We start from the raw sequence: 17,094 nt of genomic DNA on the forward strand, positions 1-17,094 counted from the left end.
GAATGATGAACGTTTACACCACGTTCTCTTAATATTTCAGATATATCACGATAGCTCAATGCATATCTTAGATAGTAGCCAACGGCTACAGTGATAACATCCTTGTTAAATTGTTTATATCTGAAATGGTTCATACAGAAGACTCCTTTTTGTTAAAATTATATTATAAATTCAACTTTGCAACAGAACCTTCTCACGCATAAAATCCCCTTTCATTTTCTAATGTAAATCTATTACCTTATTATTAATTCAATTCGCTCATAATTAATCCTTTTTCTTATTACGCAAAATGGCCCGATTTAAGCACACCCTTTATTCCGTTAATGCGCCATGACAGCCATGATAATTACTAATACTAGGAGAAGTTAATAAATACGTAACCAACATGATTAACAATTATTAGAGGTCATCGTTCAAAATGGTATGCGTTTTGACACATCCACTATATATCCGTGTCGTTCTGTCCACTCCTGAATCCCATTCCAGAAATTCTCTAGCGATTCCAGAAGTTTCTCAGAGTCGGAAAGTTGACCAGACATTACGAACTGGCACAGATGGTCATAACCTGAAGGAAGATCTGATTGCTTAACTGCTTCAGTTAAGACCGAAGCGCTCGTCGTATAACAGATGCGATGATGCAGACCAATCAACATGGCACCTGCCATTGCTACCTGTACAGTCAAGGATGGTAGAAATGTTGTCGGTCCTTGCACACGAATATTACGCCATTTGCCTGCATATTCAAACAGCTCTTCTACGATAAGGGCACAAATCGCATCGTGGAACGTTTGGGCTTCTACCGATTTAGCAGTTTGATACACTTTCTCTAAGTATCCACCTGAATCATAAATCGGCAAAATAGAGAAAAATTGACCATGTGTAAGCGGCCAATCTGATTCCACCTGAGATGCATAATCTAGTAGAATCTCTTCGCTATCAAAATTCACTTCCACCTTCCACTCACCGGTTGTCCATTCATGGCTGAACTCTGCTTCCTCTGTTGACATGACACACATCATCTCAATATCCGAATAGGGCCCATCAGTCTGACGACCAAGAGAGCCATAAACACCAATAGCCTTAACATCATCCCCATATTTATCCAATATTCGTTCCTTAATTTCATGAACAATCTTCATTCTTTCTTCTCTAGTCATTATTATTGGTCCATTCACTATTCTCATTCCCTTTTCAGATAATTTTAGATTTGCTTTTCTAAATAAGAATATTTGGAGAGCACCGTTCTTATTCAGCTATTAATAACTCGTCTTCCTAAGCATCCTTCAATCCTTTTAATAACAATTATAGCATCTAATCTTCAACAAACTGGCCCGTTTGTTGAACTACTCTTTAATAAAATAATTTTTCCGTTCCCAATTCCACATTGCAATAATAGAAAATCCATCTTCATCGGCTTTTTCGTCATCATCTGTATGAATCAAATCGCCTTCTTCTGTGTCATCAAGGTTTAATTTTTTATGTATTTCTTTTAACAAACCACCATAGGAGATTAACCTTTTACGGTGTAAACCTTCCTCCAAATCAGACAAACGTTTCAAATTCTTTTCTTCATCATCGGTCATAAAATCCGTATCCTTTACAGGATATTTTGCAGTTTCGTCAATTGCCGATTGTATATCCGATTTATATTTATTTTTCGGTCGAATCATTTGAACTTTTACATTTGGATCATAGTCTAATTTCATTGCCTTTTTCCAAAATTGAATCCATTGTTTTTGATTCACGTAGTTTTCTGTATTCTTAAAATAAGTTGGTTCCACACATACCAATACATGCATGTGCTGATTATAAGAATTATCTTTATTATTTATTGTCACTTCCGTTGCACGCATAAAACCAACAAGATTTTTATTAATTTTTTGGTTCTGTTGCAAAGTTAAATTAATATACAAAGTTATGCAAAAGCAGTAAATTATATACTATTATATCAACAGATTATTCGGTTGGATTTTATTATTTTTCATTTCTTTGTATCTATATTATATGATTTTCAAGTTTGCAACAGAACCTGAATTCGTATATCCTAATCTAAAAACATTTATTTTCCTAGTATATTTTGCTAAATCAGATTTCAAACTATTAATAATCCTATCGCTATTTTCTTCGAACTGTTTGTTTTTTTCTTCTTTATCTTTTTCTTGTTGCTTAACGCTATTATCATATGATTTATATGCGATAACAAGACTGATAACAGTTGTAAGGAGAGTGAATAATGCTACAAATGCTTTTAAAATATTTGGATATTCTTCTAGAATTCCCTCAATTTGATAAGAGTATTTAAAAACAATAAATATGGAGACCACTATTATGAAAATCGATATACGTAACATCTTCTTCATTCTAAAACTTCCTCTCTAAGCCATATAAAAATGTTACTGACTCACATTATTATCAAATGATTCTTATAATATATAACATATATCAGTATAGTTATTAAAACATCAATTAAAAATGCATGTTTTATAAATATCATTAACCCTATTCCTATTTATATATACTACAGATATAAATAAAATAACTCCGTAATTATAATATTTACGCTCAAACTTTATGAACTTTGCATTCCTACCAATTATAGTGTTACAATGTAATTAACAAAGATTATCAGGCATGTATGCACCAAATCCCCTTACTATGGCCGTAGTAAGGGGATTTTTTGGTGTGACTAGTCGCCTATTCGTCATTACGCTTGCGTAGCCAATGCGCAAATAGCGCAACGAGACAACCACTTGCTGCTGTGGTCATGATGTTCACAAAGATTTCAGACATCGCGTATGCACCTCCTCTCTACGTCAAATTGACGCCTGAGAGATAGGCGACTCTATTATTATATCATTTGTAAATACATAAGCATATTCACTTCCGATAAGTCATTTTATATTATATCTTTGCTTACTTTTATAAAGAAACTCGTTTCTAAATTCAATAAAAAATTGCTTTATGATTAAATTTCAAATATCGTTTGAAAAATTTAAATAAAAATACACTGACTTTTTTCAATAAAGGAATTGATAACAAACCAATAACAACGAAAATAACAGTCATAACTAGTTGAATTACATTAAACTCTTGTACACCCGTTAAAACAAAGATTGCTAAAATCAAAGGACTAAATAACATAGCTAAAGAAATGAATAAAGATAATAACAAAAAGCCACCAAAAAATATAACTATTAAAGAAAATAAAAACACATTAAATAATATCGCTCCAAATAAAGCAAAAGGATTTACATTTTTCATACTTTTAGCCTCCTTATTTTCTAATGCTGTATTTACTACTAATTCATCTAAAGAAATATCATAAAGATCGCTTAATTCTTGAATTACATAAATATTAGGCAACGTTTTACCTTGCTCCCATCGAGAAACAGTTTGTCTAGTAACGTATAATTTTTTAGCTACCTCAGATTGCGTTAATTCCTTTGCTAATCTCGCAGATTTTAATTTATTCGATATCATAAGCTTCTCCTTGTTTTTTATAAATTTATAATCTCACAACAAATCCAAATTAAAAGAAACAAACCTGTTACATCCCAACGAAATCAATGATGTAACAGGTTTAAAACATTAATACTTTATCACAATTGCTCCCTAAAATTGTCGAATGGTCGGCTTAATAGCTCACGCTATACCGACATTCGTCTATAAGTTTAGTTAAGAGTTCTTCTCAACGAACAATAAATTTTTTCGTCATAAATGCTACGTTATAATTAAAATATCTTTTCTTGATTTTTTGGTATTATTTTCACTTTTATCATCCAAAAAGTGAGTAAGAGCTACTGAAATTTTAAGTTAGCTCTTAAAACGCAAATGAGAATCAAATAAATATAAATGTATTTCACAAACAAAAATTTGAGTAATCATTCGATGAATCTTATTATATATTTTTCCGTTTTTTTAATTTTCTATTTAATAAAAAGATAAAGTGATCTTTATTTCGGGTCACTTTTTAATAAAATCGAGCATAGAAAAGTATAGAAATTGTTTTATTCTTTCCCTTCTTTTTTGAACTTAAAAATAAATAATAAGATCATTATTGAATACGATATTGAGCAAAAAGTATTTAGTCAATTTCAAAAAGTAAAACAAATGAATGAATTACTTAGATTACTTTTGAGTGATTTTATTTTTGATATTAATACTAAAAGTAATAGGATTAATAGGATTTGGATAAAAAAATCAATCCTATTTATAGGATTGACGACGACTGAAGCCTATGAAATCAATAAAAACAATAGTATTCAGACAATTTAAAGTGGTCTTGTAACAATTGTAAATAGTATGCAATATTAAGGTTTATAATGTCGATTAATTTTTATTTAATATTAACTATAAATGTTGTTATATCAACACTTGTAGTGAATTTCAAAGAGCAAGTAAGCAAAGCGAACGGTAAGACAATCCTTCAGCTATGCTGAATACCACCAAAGGTGGTACTGGATTTCCTTATGCTCATGTCAAATACTATTTGAAAATCCTATTATATTTGTAATATTTCCAAAAACAAAACGTGCTTTAAGACAAAAGTGGCTATTCTCTTGTTCACTTTTTACTTTAAGTGCTTATTTTTATTTTCAAAATAAGCATTGTTAGTAAAATAATTGGAGATAAAAAAAAAGAAAACTAAGTAAATATCTTTACTCAGTTTGGGATAGAAAAAATCAAATTTAAAATTACATTCGACTTATGTCTTGAACATTAACGACTTACTTTTTGTTTATGATGTATATCAATTGAATCTGAATTTTGATTTTTTGGAATGATAAAATCAATCTTTTCTTTCCGATCATTAACAAAGTAAATGACAAAAACGATTTTATTAAGTTACTTTTATAACTAAGAAAGATTGCTAAAGAATATAAAAACGGTTAGTATTTTTATAATTTTTAAAGTTAAAACAACGTTAAATGATCATTTTATTTTTCATCTTATGCGACATGTTTGAGCCATTTTCAAATGAATAATAACCATTTATAGAAAAAATAGGACTAAAACAGAAACGTTTTAGTCCTACCTACTTGTTTAACTACAGTTCATTTTCAGATTTACTCAATTGCCATTGAAGATAAAGTTCGACTGCAGTTAAAAGAACATTAATCATTGCCAAAGTAACTTTAATCTTTTTCTTAGTACTCATAATTCTTCCTCCTTTCTTTAATAGCAGCATGCTATATTGTGATATTGTGTTGATCTTATTTTGTTATCCCCTCCCTTACCTTTCGTTTGATCTAGGTGGTTGCCTTAGCAACCACTTGTAAATAAAAAAAGAGAACATCTATTTAAAGATGCTCTCTAATTGAATCATTATTGATTAAATAAAGAAGTGATTGGTAAATGATCACGTCGTTTATTAAGCGTATGCATTTCAGCGAATTCAGACTTAAGGGATTTCATTAAGTACCCTTGCATGGCTTCAACGGTTTCATTTTTTTGAATAAGCATAGCTTTGAAACGTTTAAGAACATGAAGTATTTCTATTTCCATATCTTCTAATAAGTAATATGTATCAATAGAATTATTAAAGGACGTCTTGGCTTTTAATAATACAGGTTTGATGATTTTAATTTCATTTACAGAAAAGTTACTTAAATACCTTTGAATACTTTGAGGTAGTTCTTCGAGTAATTGGAATTTTAAAGCTTCATTATTAAAGTTTGAATTGTTGTGATTTGAATGATTTGTATGATTACTAGGAAAAGTTAGCTTATTATCATTCAAATCATTCGTATCATTACTCTCAGTTTTAATATAATCAGTATCATTATTCTCAGTATCATTAGACTGTGAATTTGGAAGTTCTTGACCACTTAAATTCACAGTTCTAGAACTTCCAAATTCATTGTTCTGGAACTGTGAATTTGGAAGTTCCTTGCTATGACTGGCTTTAATGTCATAATTAGGTTTTAATAAATATAATCTATTTGGTTTATTAAGGCCAACACGTTCTTGAGTTAATAAATTAAAACTTATTAACTCTTTTTTTAATTTTATAATTTTTTGTTCTGCATAACCTAAGTATTCGCACAAATGTTTATTACTGAAAATAAAGTAAATGTTATTATTTTTATCTACCCATTCATTTTGGATGGATAATTCAAAGCGATCTTTTAATAACGCATACATAATTTTGGCTTCCGCCGACATTTTTTTAAAATATGCATCTTCGAATAAATATTTAGGTAGTTGATAAAACCTTTCAGTTTTTACTTGTGATAAATTGTATTTTTCAAAATTGGGCATAATAAAAACCTCATTTCCATTTTTAGGATTGAGGTAATAAAACAATTTTTACGTAAGTTATATGTTTTGTGCTTGCACTTAGATGATTAGATAGATATAATACAAGTATCAAAAAATATATAAACAAACGAGTGCGAATCGTTTTATTACCGAGAGTCAATGCTACGCCAATAGCATTGACTCTTTTAGTATTTATAAAGCAATATTAACACTTTTAAGAAAGTATATAAAGAGTTTTAAATGTAGTTAAAAGCACATTGCCATGGCAAAATGTGTAGTTCATTGTTTTAGTACCTAATTAAGCTCCAAAAACATATTATAGGTAGCTAATTAGGTGCATATGTAGTAAATATGTAGTAAATTTAGTGGTAATTGATGAAATAAAATTCATTAGGTGGTAAAATTTAGGTACTAAATTAGGTACCTAAGGGTGGATGTTATGAGAACTATTAAAATGGTTGCTGATGAATTAGGTGTAACTAAACAAACTATTGTTAATAATGCTAAAAGTTTAAATATAACTTTTGAAAAAGAAAATGGGATTAATTATATTGATGATAATGATTATTTGAAAATTATAGAAAAAATTACTAAGAAAGAGAGTACAATCCAAAATAAAGAATCAGTAAAAAAAGAATTGTTTGGTGAAAATACTGCAAAATCAGAAAAGAATATATATAATAATTCAAATAGTTCTGAGACATTAAAAACAAAAGTAAACGAATTAGAAAAGCAAATAGAAATCTTTGAAACTAGAGCTAAAAATGATGAAAAATATATTGAGAATTTAACTAAGCAATTAGATCAACAAAATAGCAATGTTAATACGTTAAATAAATTGTTGGAGAATCAACAAATATTAGCTTTAGAAAGCAATAAAAAAATTCAAAAACTAGAAAGTCAATTAGAAGAAGAAAGACAGCTTAATTATTCTTTTGATACAGCGACGAATAATAGACAAAATATTAATCCGCAAGAAGCAACTTTTACTGAAGAATCGCAAAATATCAACCAACAACAAACAAAGCGTCAACCAACAGAAGTAAATTACAAGGATATAGCCGAAGAGAAAAAGAATGACAGTACAGATGAAGGTGAATTAACAAAAGAGGATAAGTTCGTTGAAGAAACGAAGAATGATCCTGATGATAATAGGGAGGTAGAACCACCTAAAAAGGGATTTTGGAGTCGATTCTTCGGTAATTAAAAATGAATGTAAAAGGTGTATCAAGGGAGTATAAATCTTTGATACACCTTTTATAGTGATGAAACTTCTGATAATCATCGATTATGTTAACCAAACAAAAAGCCATAAATGCCTATATGACGGCATTTATGGCTTTTTACTTTCATTATCTTTTATGCATCTTTTATACATCGTTGATTTGACGCGTTTTCATTCTTTTGCATTGGCAAGTATTTTGTATCTTTATTCAGTTACTATTTCTTTTCTCCAACCTAACAAACCATCTTTAACTCTAATAATATGTTTGCCACGCCAGACACTTCTTACTTCGAAATAATACCATTCCCCGTTTTTGTTGAGGAAATAAATATCTTGATAACCTTCTTTAATGACATATTTTGTAGCTTCTTGTCTTTGATCGCCAAACATTATCAATCCCACCCTTATATTTATTTATCTTTAATATATAACAACATTTATTAATATTCATGTTATTTCATGGAAGGAGAGATTTGTTATAATGTGAAGGTCGTCTATCTCTCAGATGTCAATTCGGCGTAGAGAGGAGGTGCGATTTATGAATGAAATTCTTGTTCACATCATGACAACGGCAATCAGTGGTTGTCTCGTTACGTTATTTGGTTATTAGCTCCATAAACGTGATAAAAAATAATATAGACGATTAAAGCCAATTCACCAAAAAACCCCGAACTACGGCGAATAGTTCGGGGTTTTGTGCGTTTACAAACGAAATTCTTGTTACTTTTAGTATATATTTCATATTGCCTTTTGTAAACTCTTCTATTCTTATCAATACATTTCAAGGTGTCGTAAAAATACTTTCCTTTTTCATATTGCCTGATGTGCATTAAATTTTGATTTTAAAATCAACCCATGAACGAATGAATGGCCCAAACTAAAAATCCGGCAACAGGAAAGAAAAGCCACCAAAAATCATAAAGAAAATCAACTATGGAAGGTACCCTGTTACTCTCTCTATAATTTCCCTCTAAAATAACTTTTTTAAAACGTGCATCTCCTTTAATTAAGTGCTCTAAAGAGATTCCGAATAAATCGCTCATAGCAATCAAAATATCTAAGGAAGGATAGTTTTTGGCACTTTCCCATTTAGAAACACTTTGTCTGGAAACCTTTAATATATTGGCTAATTCCTCTTGAGACCATCCTTTTAATTCTCTCTGTTCTTTTATAGCTTCAGCTAATTTCATAAAATCACTCCTTAACTCAAACTATAATTAAAATAATTGAAAAGTCACGATACTTTTAGTTAACCAACTCGCAACGAAAAGTTGCGTTATTCCCAATTCAGTTCAAGTTGTTTTAAAAAATCCTCTCGTTCTTTCTCTAATTGTGGGTCGTAATCTTTTTGAGGTTGCTTTTCATATGACCGTTCTTCTAACCATTTAGGCGTCTTTTCACGCCTCACATATTGTCTTGATTTATCTATCTTGGACATTTGAGGTTGTCGTTTGTTATGAATGCGTTTCTCAGCGTCAAATGTGAACTCTATCCATTCAATTTTACGCCCTTTTTTCGCTTTGATTTTATTGATAGTAAGATTATTAAATATAGAACCTAATTCAATAATAATAGGTTTAAAAACATTTTTGTTAATATCAGTCATACGATAAGATTTAGGTATATCTAAACGATTTTTAAAATCATCGATGTGAATTTTTAAATAGCCTGTATGTTTGTATTGTTTAAGTAATCTAAACATATTTTTAGAATATGTAGATTTAAGCCTAGTCATTTCTTTTAATTCAAATTTTGTAAAATTATTAGTAATTGAATTCAATATGTGTTTTAAATTTGAAGAAGTTGATATTTCTAGATATTGTTCTCGCTTATGGATTCTATAATGATTGAATAAAACGAATCTTTCTATTACATCATCATCTTCATATCTAATGGTTAAATTCAACATCTTTTTATACACATTATCTAAATCATTAGCAAATCTATTAATATTACGTGTTTCTGGACTATAATTACTTAATTTTTTTAATTCATCAAAAGACAAACGTAATGTATTAGTATCTTGCTCTTTTAATTTATTACACATCGCAAAAAATAAATTAATTTCAGTAGCTGTAAATCGCCTTAATGGAACTAAATTCATTTCATTTTTATATACAACTGTCTCTCCTGTCATGATACAGCCCCCTTTATTACGAACCTAAAGGAGTATCGTTTGAATATACACTCCCATTTGAAAACTTTTATTCACAATAAACTACTTTATTATCAATGTCAAACCATAAAAGGAGTACAACTTTTTAAAACACTCCTTTTATGTGGCAAAAACACTCCTTTTATGTGGCAAAAACACTCCTTTTATGTGGCAAAAACACTCCTTTTATGTGGCAAAAACACTCCTTTAGGCATTGAAATCCCTTGTTGCTCTAGGGCTGAACAAGCCCCTAAAAAGGTTTTTAAAAAGATTTATAAAAATATATTAAAAAGTTCGAGGGGGGCTACCTATTTTTCATCCTAAAAAATAATTAACCTCAAACAAATGCATTTAAATATCTATTTTTATAATGTATAACCATCTTCTCTATCTTCTTTAAAAATGATTTCTCGTTCTTGTGCTTGATATTTCTTCTTAAAGAACTGTTCATCATTGTTATCTATCGTCATTACTTCACGTATTTTAGAATTGTCTAAATGATTATCAATATGATTTATTAGTGTATGATAACGCTCTTCTTTCATCATACTTTTAATGATTTTAAAAACTTGATTGAATAACTTAAGCGTATAATTTAGTTCTTTATCTTTCTTTTCATTCTCTGACAACAAATAATTATAACGTTGTGCTAAATCATTAAATTCTTCAACCAGCTTTTCATTTTCCATATGGACACTAGTCAATTCATTAACTAAACTTTCATTTTGTTTCTCTGCTTTTTTTAATGACTTCCCACTTTTAATACATTCATAATCATCTAATATCATCTGTGCTGCTTTAATTTGTTTAGTGTATTTTTCAAAATCAGTTTTAGTAATTACAATATTGCCTGTTTCTTGCTTCTCTTTATGAAACCATCCACCTACATTTTTAGTTTTAATTTCATACATGACACTCAGAAGCTTTTTAAGCGTATCTAATGATTTTTGGTAGTTTTGTATCAATTTATCATTTTCTTGCTTTAAATAATCCTCTATTTGCTTCTAGCGCATATGCATTTGTTTATGATATTCTGTTTTTTGTTTATAACGGCTAACTTGATCATGTTTTTCTTTTGTAAGTTGTCTAGAAATTCCTCGTTTTAAATCATAGCCTTGCTTATTAATATACGTATTGAATCTATCTTGGAATTCGGTTAATGCTTTTTTATTACCTACAACTTCTTTCGCACTTAAACGTCCATCTTTAGTAATAGGAACTACGCCATAATGCATATGTGGTGTTATCTCATCCATATGTACTGTCGCATATAAAAGATTTTCTTTACCGTATTCTTCTTCCAAGAACGCTTTAGCATGCTTAAAAAACTATTTTGTCTCTTCTTCAGATAATTGATTAAAAAACACATTATCTGATGTAATTAATCCATCAATATGTTTAATGGCATCTGTTCTAATTTTGCGTTTCCCTTTATAATTTTTTTCGATTTTCTCATCAATTTTTTTATTAAAATCAAACTTAGTATCATTGACTAAATCATAGTTTAAATATGACTTACTTAAATCAATATCTATATTTTCATAATTTTTATTTTCTCTTTGAATATGTCTTTGAATACCTCTTGTATTTGTTTTTGATTTCACTTTAACAACTCGAATAATTGAATAAGACATAATAAATCAACTTCCACTGCATATGATTATAACACCTAAACACAGAAAAGTTTTAACATACTAGACTTATTAAAAACCAAATAAGTCATTAAAAACGTGTGCTCTGCGAGGCTTGTTTTTTGTCATCATAAAAAAGGACTGGAAAATCCAGTCCTTAAATTAAAAAACTCAAAAGTAATGACTAATCATATTTCATATTGTTTTTTCTCTATGTATGGCTATACCTATCAATATTTCTTAACTTCTAAGCTCAGAAATATTGACTATGACATCAAATCGTTTCGCAAGCTCTAAATCATGCGTTACGACAATCATAGTTTTATTTTCATCAAGTAGCTTCAATAATAAATCAATAACTATTTTTCCATTTTTCGTATCTAGTGACCCAGTAGGTTCATCAGCTAAAATGATTTTCGGATCTTTTAATATTAATCTTGCCAATGCTACTCTTTGTTGTTCACCACCGCTTAGAGAACTAACAATTCTCTTGATATCTAAATCTAGGCCGACCTTTTTTAATACTTCTTTCTTTAAGTTCATATTATCTTTTTTATTCTTTTTGAACTTTAAGGCTAAATCTAAATTTTGACTGATTGTTTGATTTTCAAGTAAAGCAAAATTTTGAAACAAATACCCTAACGTATATCTATAAAAATCGACTTTCTTTTTTAGTAACTTATCTTCAATATATATGCTTCCTTGTGATACATCTTCGAACCCAGCGATTATGTTAAGTAAAGTAGATTTTCCAGCGCCACTTTCTCCAACTAAAGCATATGATTTTCCTTTTTCAAAATTAAAGTTACATCCGTCTAAAATGTTTTTATTACCTTTTTTTACAAAAACATTTTCAAGTTTTATCACTATCGGTCACCTCATTTTAAAAAGCTAGGAATATCTTTTGTAATGTATTCTATCGAACGCACATATTTCCCTTTATGATTTACTTTCACATATTCTTTTGTAGGATCATAACCTAAAAAATCCAATTTATAACTCTTTTTTTCTCCATTTTTAGAGTATACAGTTATATTTCTATAGTCCTGGGTATCTTTTGGAACTTTGGCATAAGATACTTTTTCTTTTAACAGTGGGTTAAAACGATCTAAATGCTCATTTCTAACCAATAACAGACTAAGTATGATGATTAATAGTACAATTGTTACAATAATTAAAGTTCTTTTCATTGTTTAAATCTCCCTCATTAAATCTTTAAAGTATTTTTCAAGATATTTAATATAAGCAATTTGAAGTAAATGTTGAATAATAGCAATAGACATTATTATGAATAGTAATATCTTTGAACCAAATAAAATATGCGTAGTGTAAGCTAACATAATAGAAAGTAAGATAGAAATTGTTAAATAACGTACATTACTGCTGAATAATGAATAACCATGAATTTTTCTTAATAATAGTTGCTTTTTATTCCAGCTAAAATATTGAATTGTTTCAAATACAGTAGCTATCAAAAGAATGAAAACGTTAATAATAATAGTAACTATTGTTATTATCATTTTTGTTTTCGTTTCATTTAATTCATTTAACACAGAATCCTTGTAATTAGTTATACCGCTAATTTCTTCTTCTAGGTGATTATCTTTAAGCAACTGTTTAAGTGTATCTAAATCTTTAAATAGATATCCACCTTGAGAAACAGCAGCTAAATAAAAATCTCCTGTTAAATCGTCAAGTGTCAACAACATTACTATTGGAGAATCTAGATACCCAAATTTCAAATTAGTTGTGCGATCAAAAGAAAAAACAGATACGTTTTTTGACAGTACTTGCACATCTACTTTTTTGTTTTGTTGCTTTTGAAAGTCAATCCATCCTTGGTGATTTTTTTGAATTTCAGATTTTTGATATTGTAACCTTGGAGGAATAAACACGTTTATTTTATCCGAATGATTGTCAATCATTTTAAAATCATGATTTATATTTTTATAGAAATTCAGAAAATTGTTATTGATAAAAAAGACATTGCCATTTTCAGGAATGTAATTGTTTTTATCGGGATTGGCTATATTATTATTCTTTAAAAGCAATCCACCAAGTTGTTCGCTTTTCTTAATTAAATTGTATATATTAGTTTCTAAAATTTGTTTTTCTTCTGAATTTCTAATATTAGGAGAAATCTCTAATGTATAGTAATTATCTAACTTTTGCCAGATTTTTTCAGAGTCATATATATTCTTTAACTTCGTATAAGCATTTAAATTTTGTGCCAGTAAAAAAGATAGTATTAGCACCATGATACATTTGGTGAAGGTACCCATAAATATTGAAAACTTATATCCTTTTTTCCCTTTTAAGATTAATGGAATACTTAACTTCAAAAGAAGACTATACGAAATCAGCCACAGCAATGTAGTAATACAAGCAAAAACAAAAAGCAACACGATAAATCTACGAATAAACATTAAGAAATCCAATTCTAAATTGGCTATATGAATGATTAATATATTAGCAATAAAGAAAATAGCGGTAAGTACTAGCCAATAAATGATTTTTATATGAATATTATGAAAAATAATGCGTGTAGTTGAAAAGCCATGTAGCTTTTGAATAGCATAAAATTTCAAATTATATCCTCTGTCATATAAGAAGTACAAAAGATATAATACGCCTAAGAATATGAAAGGCACTAATAAATCATTATCTATGACTAATTCAAAAAATAATATGTTTCTATTTATGTATTCAACTTCAGATGTTAAACCAGCTTTTTTTAATTCACTCGTAAGCTCTTCTACATTGAAATGTTCACCAATAATATAATACTTTCCTTTTATCTCTCTGTTTAATAAATCTGATGGAGTTAAAAGTGATGTTTTATTACGTATAAAGTCAGAATTATTTCGTTTTGAGTTGAAAACAAAAAATTCTTTTTTATTATCAAAATCTTTAACGGATTTAATTATTTGTATATTTTGATTTTTGGCGCCTGATTCAATGACATCTAACACTTTTGATTTACTGTTAGATTTATCCCAATTAGAGATTGTTAAAATATTGGAACTTTCAGGTATAATTTCTTCATTTTCTTTGAAGAAAAATAAAAATAATAGCCCTGAAATTAATAATAAAGTACTAAAATCTAAAAATAATTTGAATTTTTTCATATTGCCTCTTTCAAGAGAATAGACAGAATTAAGTTTACTTAATTCTGTCTATTCTCCTTAATTAATATATGTAATTAGTGAAGACTATAAAATGTTTTGTTTCCACCCCAAGCCTTTGGAGCAGATGCCTTAGATTGAACACCAGGTCGAGCAACACCACTAAAAGATGAATATTTCCCTACTGCTGTTGAACCATGATTTCTTTTATTGTGACTATAATAAGACCATACGTAATGTTTTCCAATACCATGGCTCCAAACACCACCAGCTACATGTACTGTTGCAGCTTCAGCTTTATAAGTTACACCTAATAAAGTGCCGAATAAGATTGTACTAGCAATACAACTAGAAACAAATTTCTTTTTCATAAAAACACCTCCATTTAATATTCTTTATTTATTATAGCAAAAATAAATAAAATAGAGAGTGAGTAAAAATAATCTAAAAGTGTTTTTTCTGCTCTGTTGCTTGTTTTGTTCATCTATATATAATATTAATTCTATTATCCTTAAATTAACTATCATTAAACAACGATATGACAATGTATAATAAATACAATTTCACTACCTATAATTCAACATTATATAAACTAAAGTATTTCAAATAATTAACTGTATTAATACTCTCATCATGATTGCGTTATAAACATTCGTTAATGAGAAAAAGAGAGAGCATATTTACGCTCTCTTTTCTTGTCTTATTATTAAAAACTCATAATAGATTATAATCATCTGTTTTGAGACGCTGTGAGAAGCTCTCAGTTGCATTGAAACAAAGTTTATTAAATCAAATCATTATCGTTTTTAATTCTGTAAATCGTCTGCCTTGTTATATTTACTTCTTTCGTAATTTTACTAATTGATTGGCCTTCTTCTAACATTTCTACAACGCGATGATAAATAATACGTTTCTGTGGATCTTTAGCATTTGGTGAATAAAGTAAGGGGCGCCCTTTATATACGCCTTTTTCCTTCGCAACTTGAATTCCTTGCGCTTGTCGACGTTTACTTTCATTTCTCTCTTGTTCTGAAACCATTGCTAATATTTGAATAATTAAATCTTTCATAAACTTATCCAGTAATGGATTGCCAACCACTTCATTCATCATAGGTAAGCTAGTAATCATTAATTGTACTTCTTTGTCTTTTAAATAATTAACGGTATGAATCACTTCATCATAATTACGACCTAAACAATCAATGGATTCTACTACAAACCGATCTCCCATCCTCAAAAAGTTAAGTGCTTCTTGAAGTACTGGTCTATTTTCAATAGATTTCCCAGACTGTTTTTCTGTAAATATTTTTTCAGCACAAAACGTCTTTAAATTTTCAAGTTGTCTTTCTAAATTTTGATCGTTCGATGATACTCTCGCATAGCCAACAATCATTGATTTCCATCTCATAATTAATATACACCCTAATCATACGTTTCAGTTACTATAAATTCAACAATTATGTCACTTTGCTTGATATATGAGAATTATTTAACCTTATAAATGAGAAAAAAGCAACGCACTTTAAATAAGATACGTTGCTTTTTCGATTGATGAACACCTATAATTAAACTATTCATCTATTATTTATGATTTTTTGTATATACAATATTTCTAGTTTGTTAAAGAGAATTAAGAAAATAAATCTCGAAAATAATAAAGGGAAAATCAGGTTTTGATATCAAAATTATACATGTCAACGATAATAGAAAATATAATACAAACTATAAGATGTTATCAGTATTTATTATGCATTTAGAATATTAAAATTCCTTCATTACACTCTTGGCGGTTTCACTTATCAACTTATCATTTGGCTTATCACTTTTATTGTCTTTATTCGTAAAAATGACTAAAACAATAGGTTCAGATTGGCCCTTAGGATAAACAAAAGCAACATCATTTCTAGAAGCATATGTTATTGCTTGACCACTTTTATCAGCAACCTTATAGTCTTTTGGAACACCATCTTTAATTAAAGTGTCTCCGTTTTTATTATTAAACATTAAATCAAGTAAGAAATTTTTATTTTTTTTGCTTAATTTTCCATTTGCGATAAGTTTATTTAAAGTCTTGCCGAAAGCAGCAGGCGTTGAAGTATCTTTTTTGCTCTTTGGCGAATAGTAATTTAATTCTATCTCATATCTAACTGGATTTGTTACTTTATCTCCTAGTTCTTTTAGACGTTGTTTAACTTTTTTGATTCCACCGATTTCTTTTATAATTTTATTGTTTGCTGTATTATCACTATATGTCATTGAAGCCTCAATAAGTTCTTTTAAAGTGATGTCTTTTCCTACATATTTTTCTAAAATAGGAGAATAAGCAACTATATCATCTTTGTTAATATGTACTTTTTTATTTAACTTATTATAAGGTACTTGTTCTAACAAAATAGCACTATTTATCGCTTTTGAAGTCGAAGCATAGGCAAATCTCTTATCTGAATTAAATTTTACTTCCTTACCACTTTTAGTATCTAAAGCATAAACACCAATATGAGCATTATATTTTTTTTCTAAATCATTTAACTCTTTGGCATGTGAACTGTTTGAATTACATGCACTTAAAACTAAAGCCATTACAATTAAAAATATTAACTTTTTCAAAATAAACCCTCCGATATTACAGTTGTAATTTTTACAAAACAATAATATTACAATTGTAATATTGATGTCAATTGTTTATTATAAATATTT

At 28.6% G+C, this 17,094-nt stretch carries 18 protein-coding genes and 3 pseudogenes; 3 read left to right on the forward strand and 18 right to left on the reverse strand.

Annotation, left to right across the window (positions count from 1 at the left end; all coding sequences use genetic code 11):
- The 7 genes and pseudogenes from IDG63_RS13025 to IDG63_RS13055 form a co-directional block, all read right to left on the reverse strand.
- Positions 1–134: pseudogene (locus tag IDG63_RS13025) on the reverse strand (IS6 family transposase); the annotation flags it as partial.
- A 279-nt stretch (positions 135–413) separates the two neighbouring features.
- Positions 414–1,175, reverse strand: a complete 762-nt coding sequence (aadD1, locus tag IDG63_RS13030) for an aminoglycoside O-nucleotidyltransferase ANT(4')-Ia (RefSeq protein WP_001014230.1) — start codon at positions 1,173–1,175, stop codon at positions 414–416.
- A gap of 168 nt (positions 1,176–1,343) precedes the next feature.
- Positions 1,344–1,895, reverse strand: a pseudogene (locus IDG63_RS13035) (protein rep); the annotation flags it as partial.
- Between the two features lie 105 nt (positions 1,896–2,000).
- Positions 2,001–2,360 carry a hypothetical protein gene (locus IDG63_RS13040; RefSeq protein ID WP_031774055.1) on the reverse strand — a complete coding sequence of 120 codons (360 nt, stop codon included), beginning with the start codon at positions 2,358–2,360 and terminating at the stop codon, positions 2,001–2,003.
- Positions 2,361–2,694: 334 nt separating this feature from the next.
- Positions 2,695–2,790, reverse strand: a complete 96-nt coding sequence (locus IDG63_RS13045) for a type I toxin-antitoxin system Fst family toxin (RefSeq protein ID WP_014287283.1) — start codon at positions 2,788–2,790, stop codon at positions 2,695–2,697.
- A 153-nt stretch (positions 2,791–2,943) separates the two neighbouring features.
- The gene (locus IDG63_RS13050) at positions 2,944–3,480 is read right to left on the reverse strand and encodes a helix-turn-helix domain-containing protein (RefSeq protein ID WP_001829875.1); all 537 of its coding nucleotides are present in this window, start codon (positions 3,478–3,480) and stop codon (positions 2,944–2,946) included.
- Between the two features lie 1,845 nt (positions 3,481–5,325).
- Positions 5,326–6,261, reverse strand: a complete 936-nt coding sequence (locus tag IDG63_RS13055; protein WP_001829877.1) for a replication initiator protein A — start codon at positions 6,259–6,261, stop codon at positions 5,326–5,328.
- A gap of 439 nt (positions 6,262–6,700) precedes the next feature.
- Between IDG63_RS13055 and IDG63_RS13060 the strand changes: the two genes are divergently transcribed.
- On the forward strand, positions 6,701–7,468 hold the full coding sequence (locus IDG63_RS13060) for a DUF536 domain-containing protein (RefSeq protein ID WP_001829872.1): 768 nt from the start codon (positions 6,701–6,703) through the stop codon (positions 7,466–7,468).
- Between the two features lie 222 nt (positions 7,469–7,690).
- On the opposite strand, the gene IDG63_RS13065 is transcribed toward IDG63_RS13060, so the two are convergent.
- On the reverse strand, positions 7,691–7,876 hold the full coding sequence (locus IDG63_RS13065; RefSeq protein WP_000466619.1) for a hypothetical protein: 186 nt from the start codon (positions 7,874–7,876) through the stop codon (positions 7,691–7,693).
- A gap of 148 nt (positions 7,877–8,024) precedes the next feature.
- Between IDG63_RS13065 and IDG63_RS13070 the strand changes: the two genes are divergently transcribed.
- Positions 8,025–8,096 (forward strand): type I toxin-antitoxin system Fst family toxin, encoded by a 72-nt coding sequence (locus IDG63_RS13070; protein ID WP_106873653.1) that lies wholly within the window; start codon positions 8,025–8,027, stop codon positions 8,094–8,096.
- A 238-nt stretch (positions 8,097–8,334) separates the two neighbouring features.
- Here the strand turns inward: IDG63_RS13070 and IDG63_RS13075 are convergent, their stop codons facing one another.
- Together IDG63_RS13075 and IDG63_RS13080 are read right to left on the reverse strand one after the other, a co-directional pair.
- Positions 8,335–8,676, reverse strand: a complete 342-nt coding sequence (locus IDG63_RS13075) for a helix-turn-helix domain-containing protein (protein WP_000761341.1) — start codon at positions 8,674–8,676, stop codon at positions 8,335–8,337.
- A gap of 86 nt (positions 8,677–8,762) precedes the next feature.
- Positions 8,763–9,623 carry a replication initiation protein gene (locus IDG63_RS13080; protein WP_000145511.1) on the reverse strand — a complete coding sequence of 287 codons (861 nt, stop codon included), beginning with the start codon at positions 9,621–9,623 and terminating at the stop codon, positions 8,763–8,765.
- A 57-nt stretch (positions 9,624–9,680) separates the two neighbouring features.
- On the opposite strand from IDG63_RS13080, the gene IDG63_RS13085 reads away from it, so the two are divergent.
- Positions 9,681–9,965 carry a hypothetical protein gene (locus tag IDG63_RS13085; RefSeq protein WP_001793642.1) on the forward strand — a complete coding sequence of 95 codons (285 nt, stop codon included), beginning with the start codon at positions 9,681–9,683 and terminating at the stop codon, positions 9,963–9,965.
- 41 nt (positions 9,966–10,006) lie between these two features.
- Here the strand turns inward: IDG63_RS13085 and IDG63_RS14755 are convergent, their stop codons facing one another.
- The 8 genes and pseudogenes from IDG63_RS14755 to blaZ all read right to left on the reverse strand — a co-directional run bounded on the left by IDG63_RS14755 (position 10,007) and on the right by blaZ (position 17,004).
- Positions 10,007–10,552 carry a hypothetical protein gene (locus IDG63_RS14755; protein ID WP_000273005.1) on the reverse strand — a complete coding sequence of 182 codons (546 nt, stop codon included), beginning with the start codon at positions 10,550–10,552 and terminating at the stop codon, positions 10,007–10,009.
- A 93-nt stretch (positions 10,553–10,645) separates the two neighbouring features.
- Positions 10,646–11,275: pseudogene (gene mobV, locus IDG63_RS14760) on the reverse strand (MobV family relaxase).
- Between the two features lie 237 nt (positions 11,276–11,512).
- Positions 11,513–12,139: an ABC transporter ATP-binding protein gene (locus IDG63_RS13095; RefSeq protein ID WP_000593103.1), complete on the reverse strand. Its 627-nt coding sequence runs from the start codon at positions 12,137–12,139 to the stop codon at positions 11,513–11,515.
- An 11-nt stretch (positions 12,140–12,150) separates the two neighbouring features.
- Positions 12,151–12,462, reverse strand: coding sequence for a YxeA family protein (locus IDG63_RS13100; protein WP_000831610.1), 312 nt, complete (start codon positions 12,460–12,462; stop codon positions 12,151–12,153).
- Between the two features lie 3 nt (positions 12,463–12,465).
- The gene (locus IDG63_RS13105) at positions 12,466–14,400 is read right to left on the reverse strand and encodes a bacteriocin-associated integral membrane family protein (RefSeq protein WP_000713729.1); all 1,935 of its coding nucleotides are present in this window, start codon (positions 14,398–14,400) and stop codon (positions 12,466–12,468) included.
- 74 nt (positions 14,401–14,474) lie between these two features.
- Entirely contained in the window at positions 14,475–14,768 is a 294-nt protein-coding gene (locus tag IDG63_RS13110) for a lactococcin 972 family bacteriocin (protein WP_000726502.1), read from the reverse strand.
- A 413-nt stretch (positions 14,769–15,181) separates the two neighbouring features.
- On the reverse strand, positions 15,182–15,790 hold the full coding sequence (locus IDG63_RS13115) for a recombinase family protein (RefSeq protein ID WP_086095874.1): 609 nt from the start codon (positions 15,788–15,790) through the stop codon (positions 15,182–15,184).
- 368 nt (positions 15,791–16,158) lie between these two features.
- The gene (blaZ, locus tag IDG63_RS13120; protein ID WP_000733289.1) at positions 16,159–17,004 is read right to left on the reverse strand and encodes a penicillin-hydrolyzing class A beta-lactamase BlaZ; all 846 of its coding nucleotides are present in this window, start codon (positions 17,002–17,004) and stop codon (positions 16,159–16,161) included.
- Positions 17,005–17,094 lie beyond the last annotated feature (90 nt).

This window comes from Staphylococcus sp. EG-SA-14 (assembly GCF_017151935.1).
Lineage (GTDB): Bacteria > Bacillota > Bacilli > Staphylococcales > Staphylococcaceae > Staphylococcus > Staphylococcus aureus.

What these genes read in the sequence shown, in the direction of transcription:
- IDG63_RS13040 (WP_031774055.1), bottom strand. Translation starts at nt 2,360, where the DNA reads ATGAAGAAGATGTTACGTATATCGATTTTCATAATAGTGGTCTCCATA.
- IDG63_RS14755 (WP_000273005.1), bottom strand. Translation starts at nt 10,552, where the DNA reads ATGTATGAAATTAAAACTAAAAATGTAGGTGGATGGTTTCATAAAGAG.
- IDG63_RS13080 (WP_000145511.1), bottom strand. Translation starts at nt 9,623, where the DNA reads ATGACAGGAGAGACAGTTGTATATAAAAATGAAATGAATTTAGTTCCA.
- IDG63_RS13045 (WP_014287283.1), bottom strand. Translation starts at nt 2,790, where the DNA reads ATGTCTGAAATCTTTGTGAACATCATGACCACAGCAGCAAGTGGTTGT.
- IDG63_RS13110 (WP_000726502.1), bottom strand. Translation starts at nt 14,768, where the DNA reads ATGAAAAAGAAATTTGTTTCTAGTTGTATTGCTAGTACAATCTTATTC.
- IDG63_RS13115 (WP_086095874.1), bottom strand. Translation starts at nt 15,790, where the DNA reads ATGATTGTTGGCTATGCGAGAGTATCATCGAACGATCAAAATTTAGAA.
- IDG63_RS13055 (WP_001829877.1), bottom strand. Translation starts at nt 6,261, where the DNA reads ATGCCCAATTTTGAAAAATACAATTTATCACAAGTAAAAACTGAAAGG.
- IDG63_RS13060 (WP_001829872.1), top strand. Translation starts at nt 6,701, where the DNA reads ATGAGAACTATTAAAATGGTTGCTGATGAATTAGGTGTAACTAAACAA.
- IDG63_RS13050 (WP_001829875.1), bottom strand. Translation starts at nt 3,480, where the DNA reads ATGATATCGAATAAATTAAAATCTGCGAGATTAGCAAAGGAATTAACG.
- IDG63_RS13065 (WP_000466619.1), bottom strand. Translation starts at nt 7,876, where the DNA reads ATGTTTGGCGATCAAAGACAAGAAGCTACAAAATATGTCATTAAAGAA.
- IDG63_RS13075 (WP_000761341.1), bottom strand. Translation starts at nt 8,676, where the DNA reads ATGAAATTAGCTGAAGCTATAAAAGAACAGAGAGAATTAAAAGGATGG.
- IDG63_RS13100 (WP_000831610.1), bottom strand. Translation starts at nt 12,462, where the DNA reads ATGAAAAGAACTTTAATTATTGTAACAATTGTACTATTAATCATCATA.
- IDG63_RS13105 (WP_000713729.1), bottom strand. Translation starts at nt 14,400, where the DNA reads ATGAAAAAATTCAAATTATTTTTAGATTTTAGTACTTTATTATTAATT.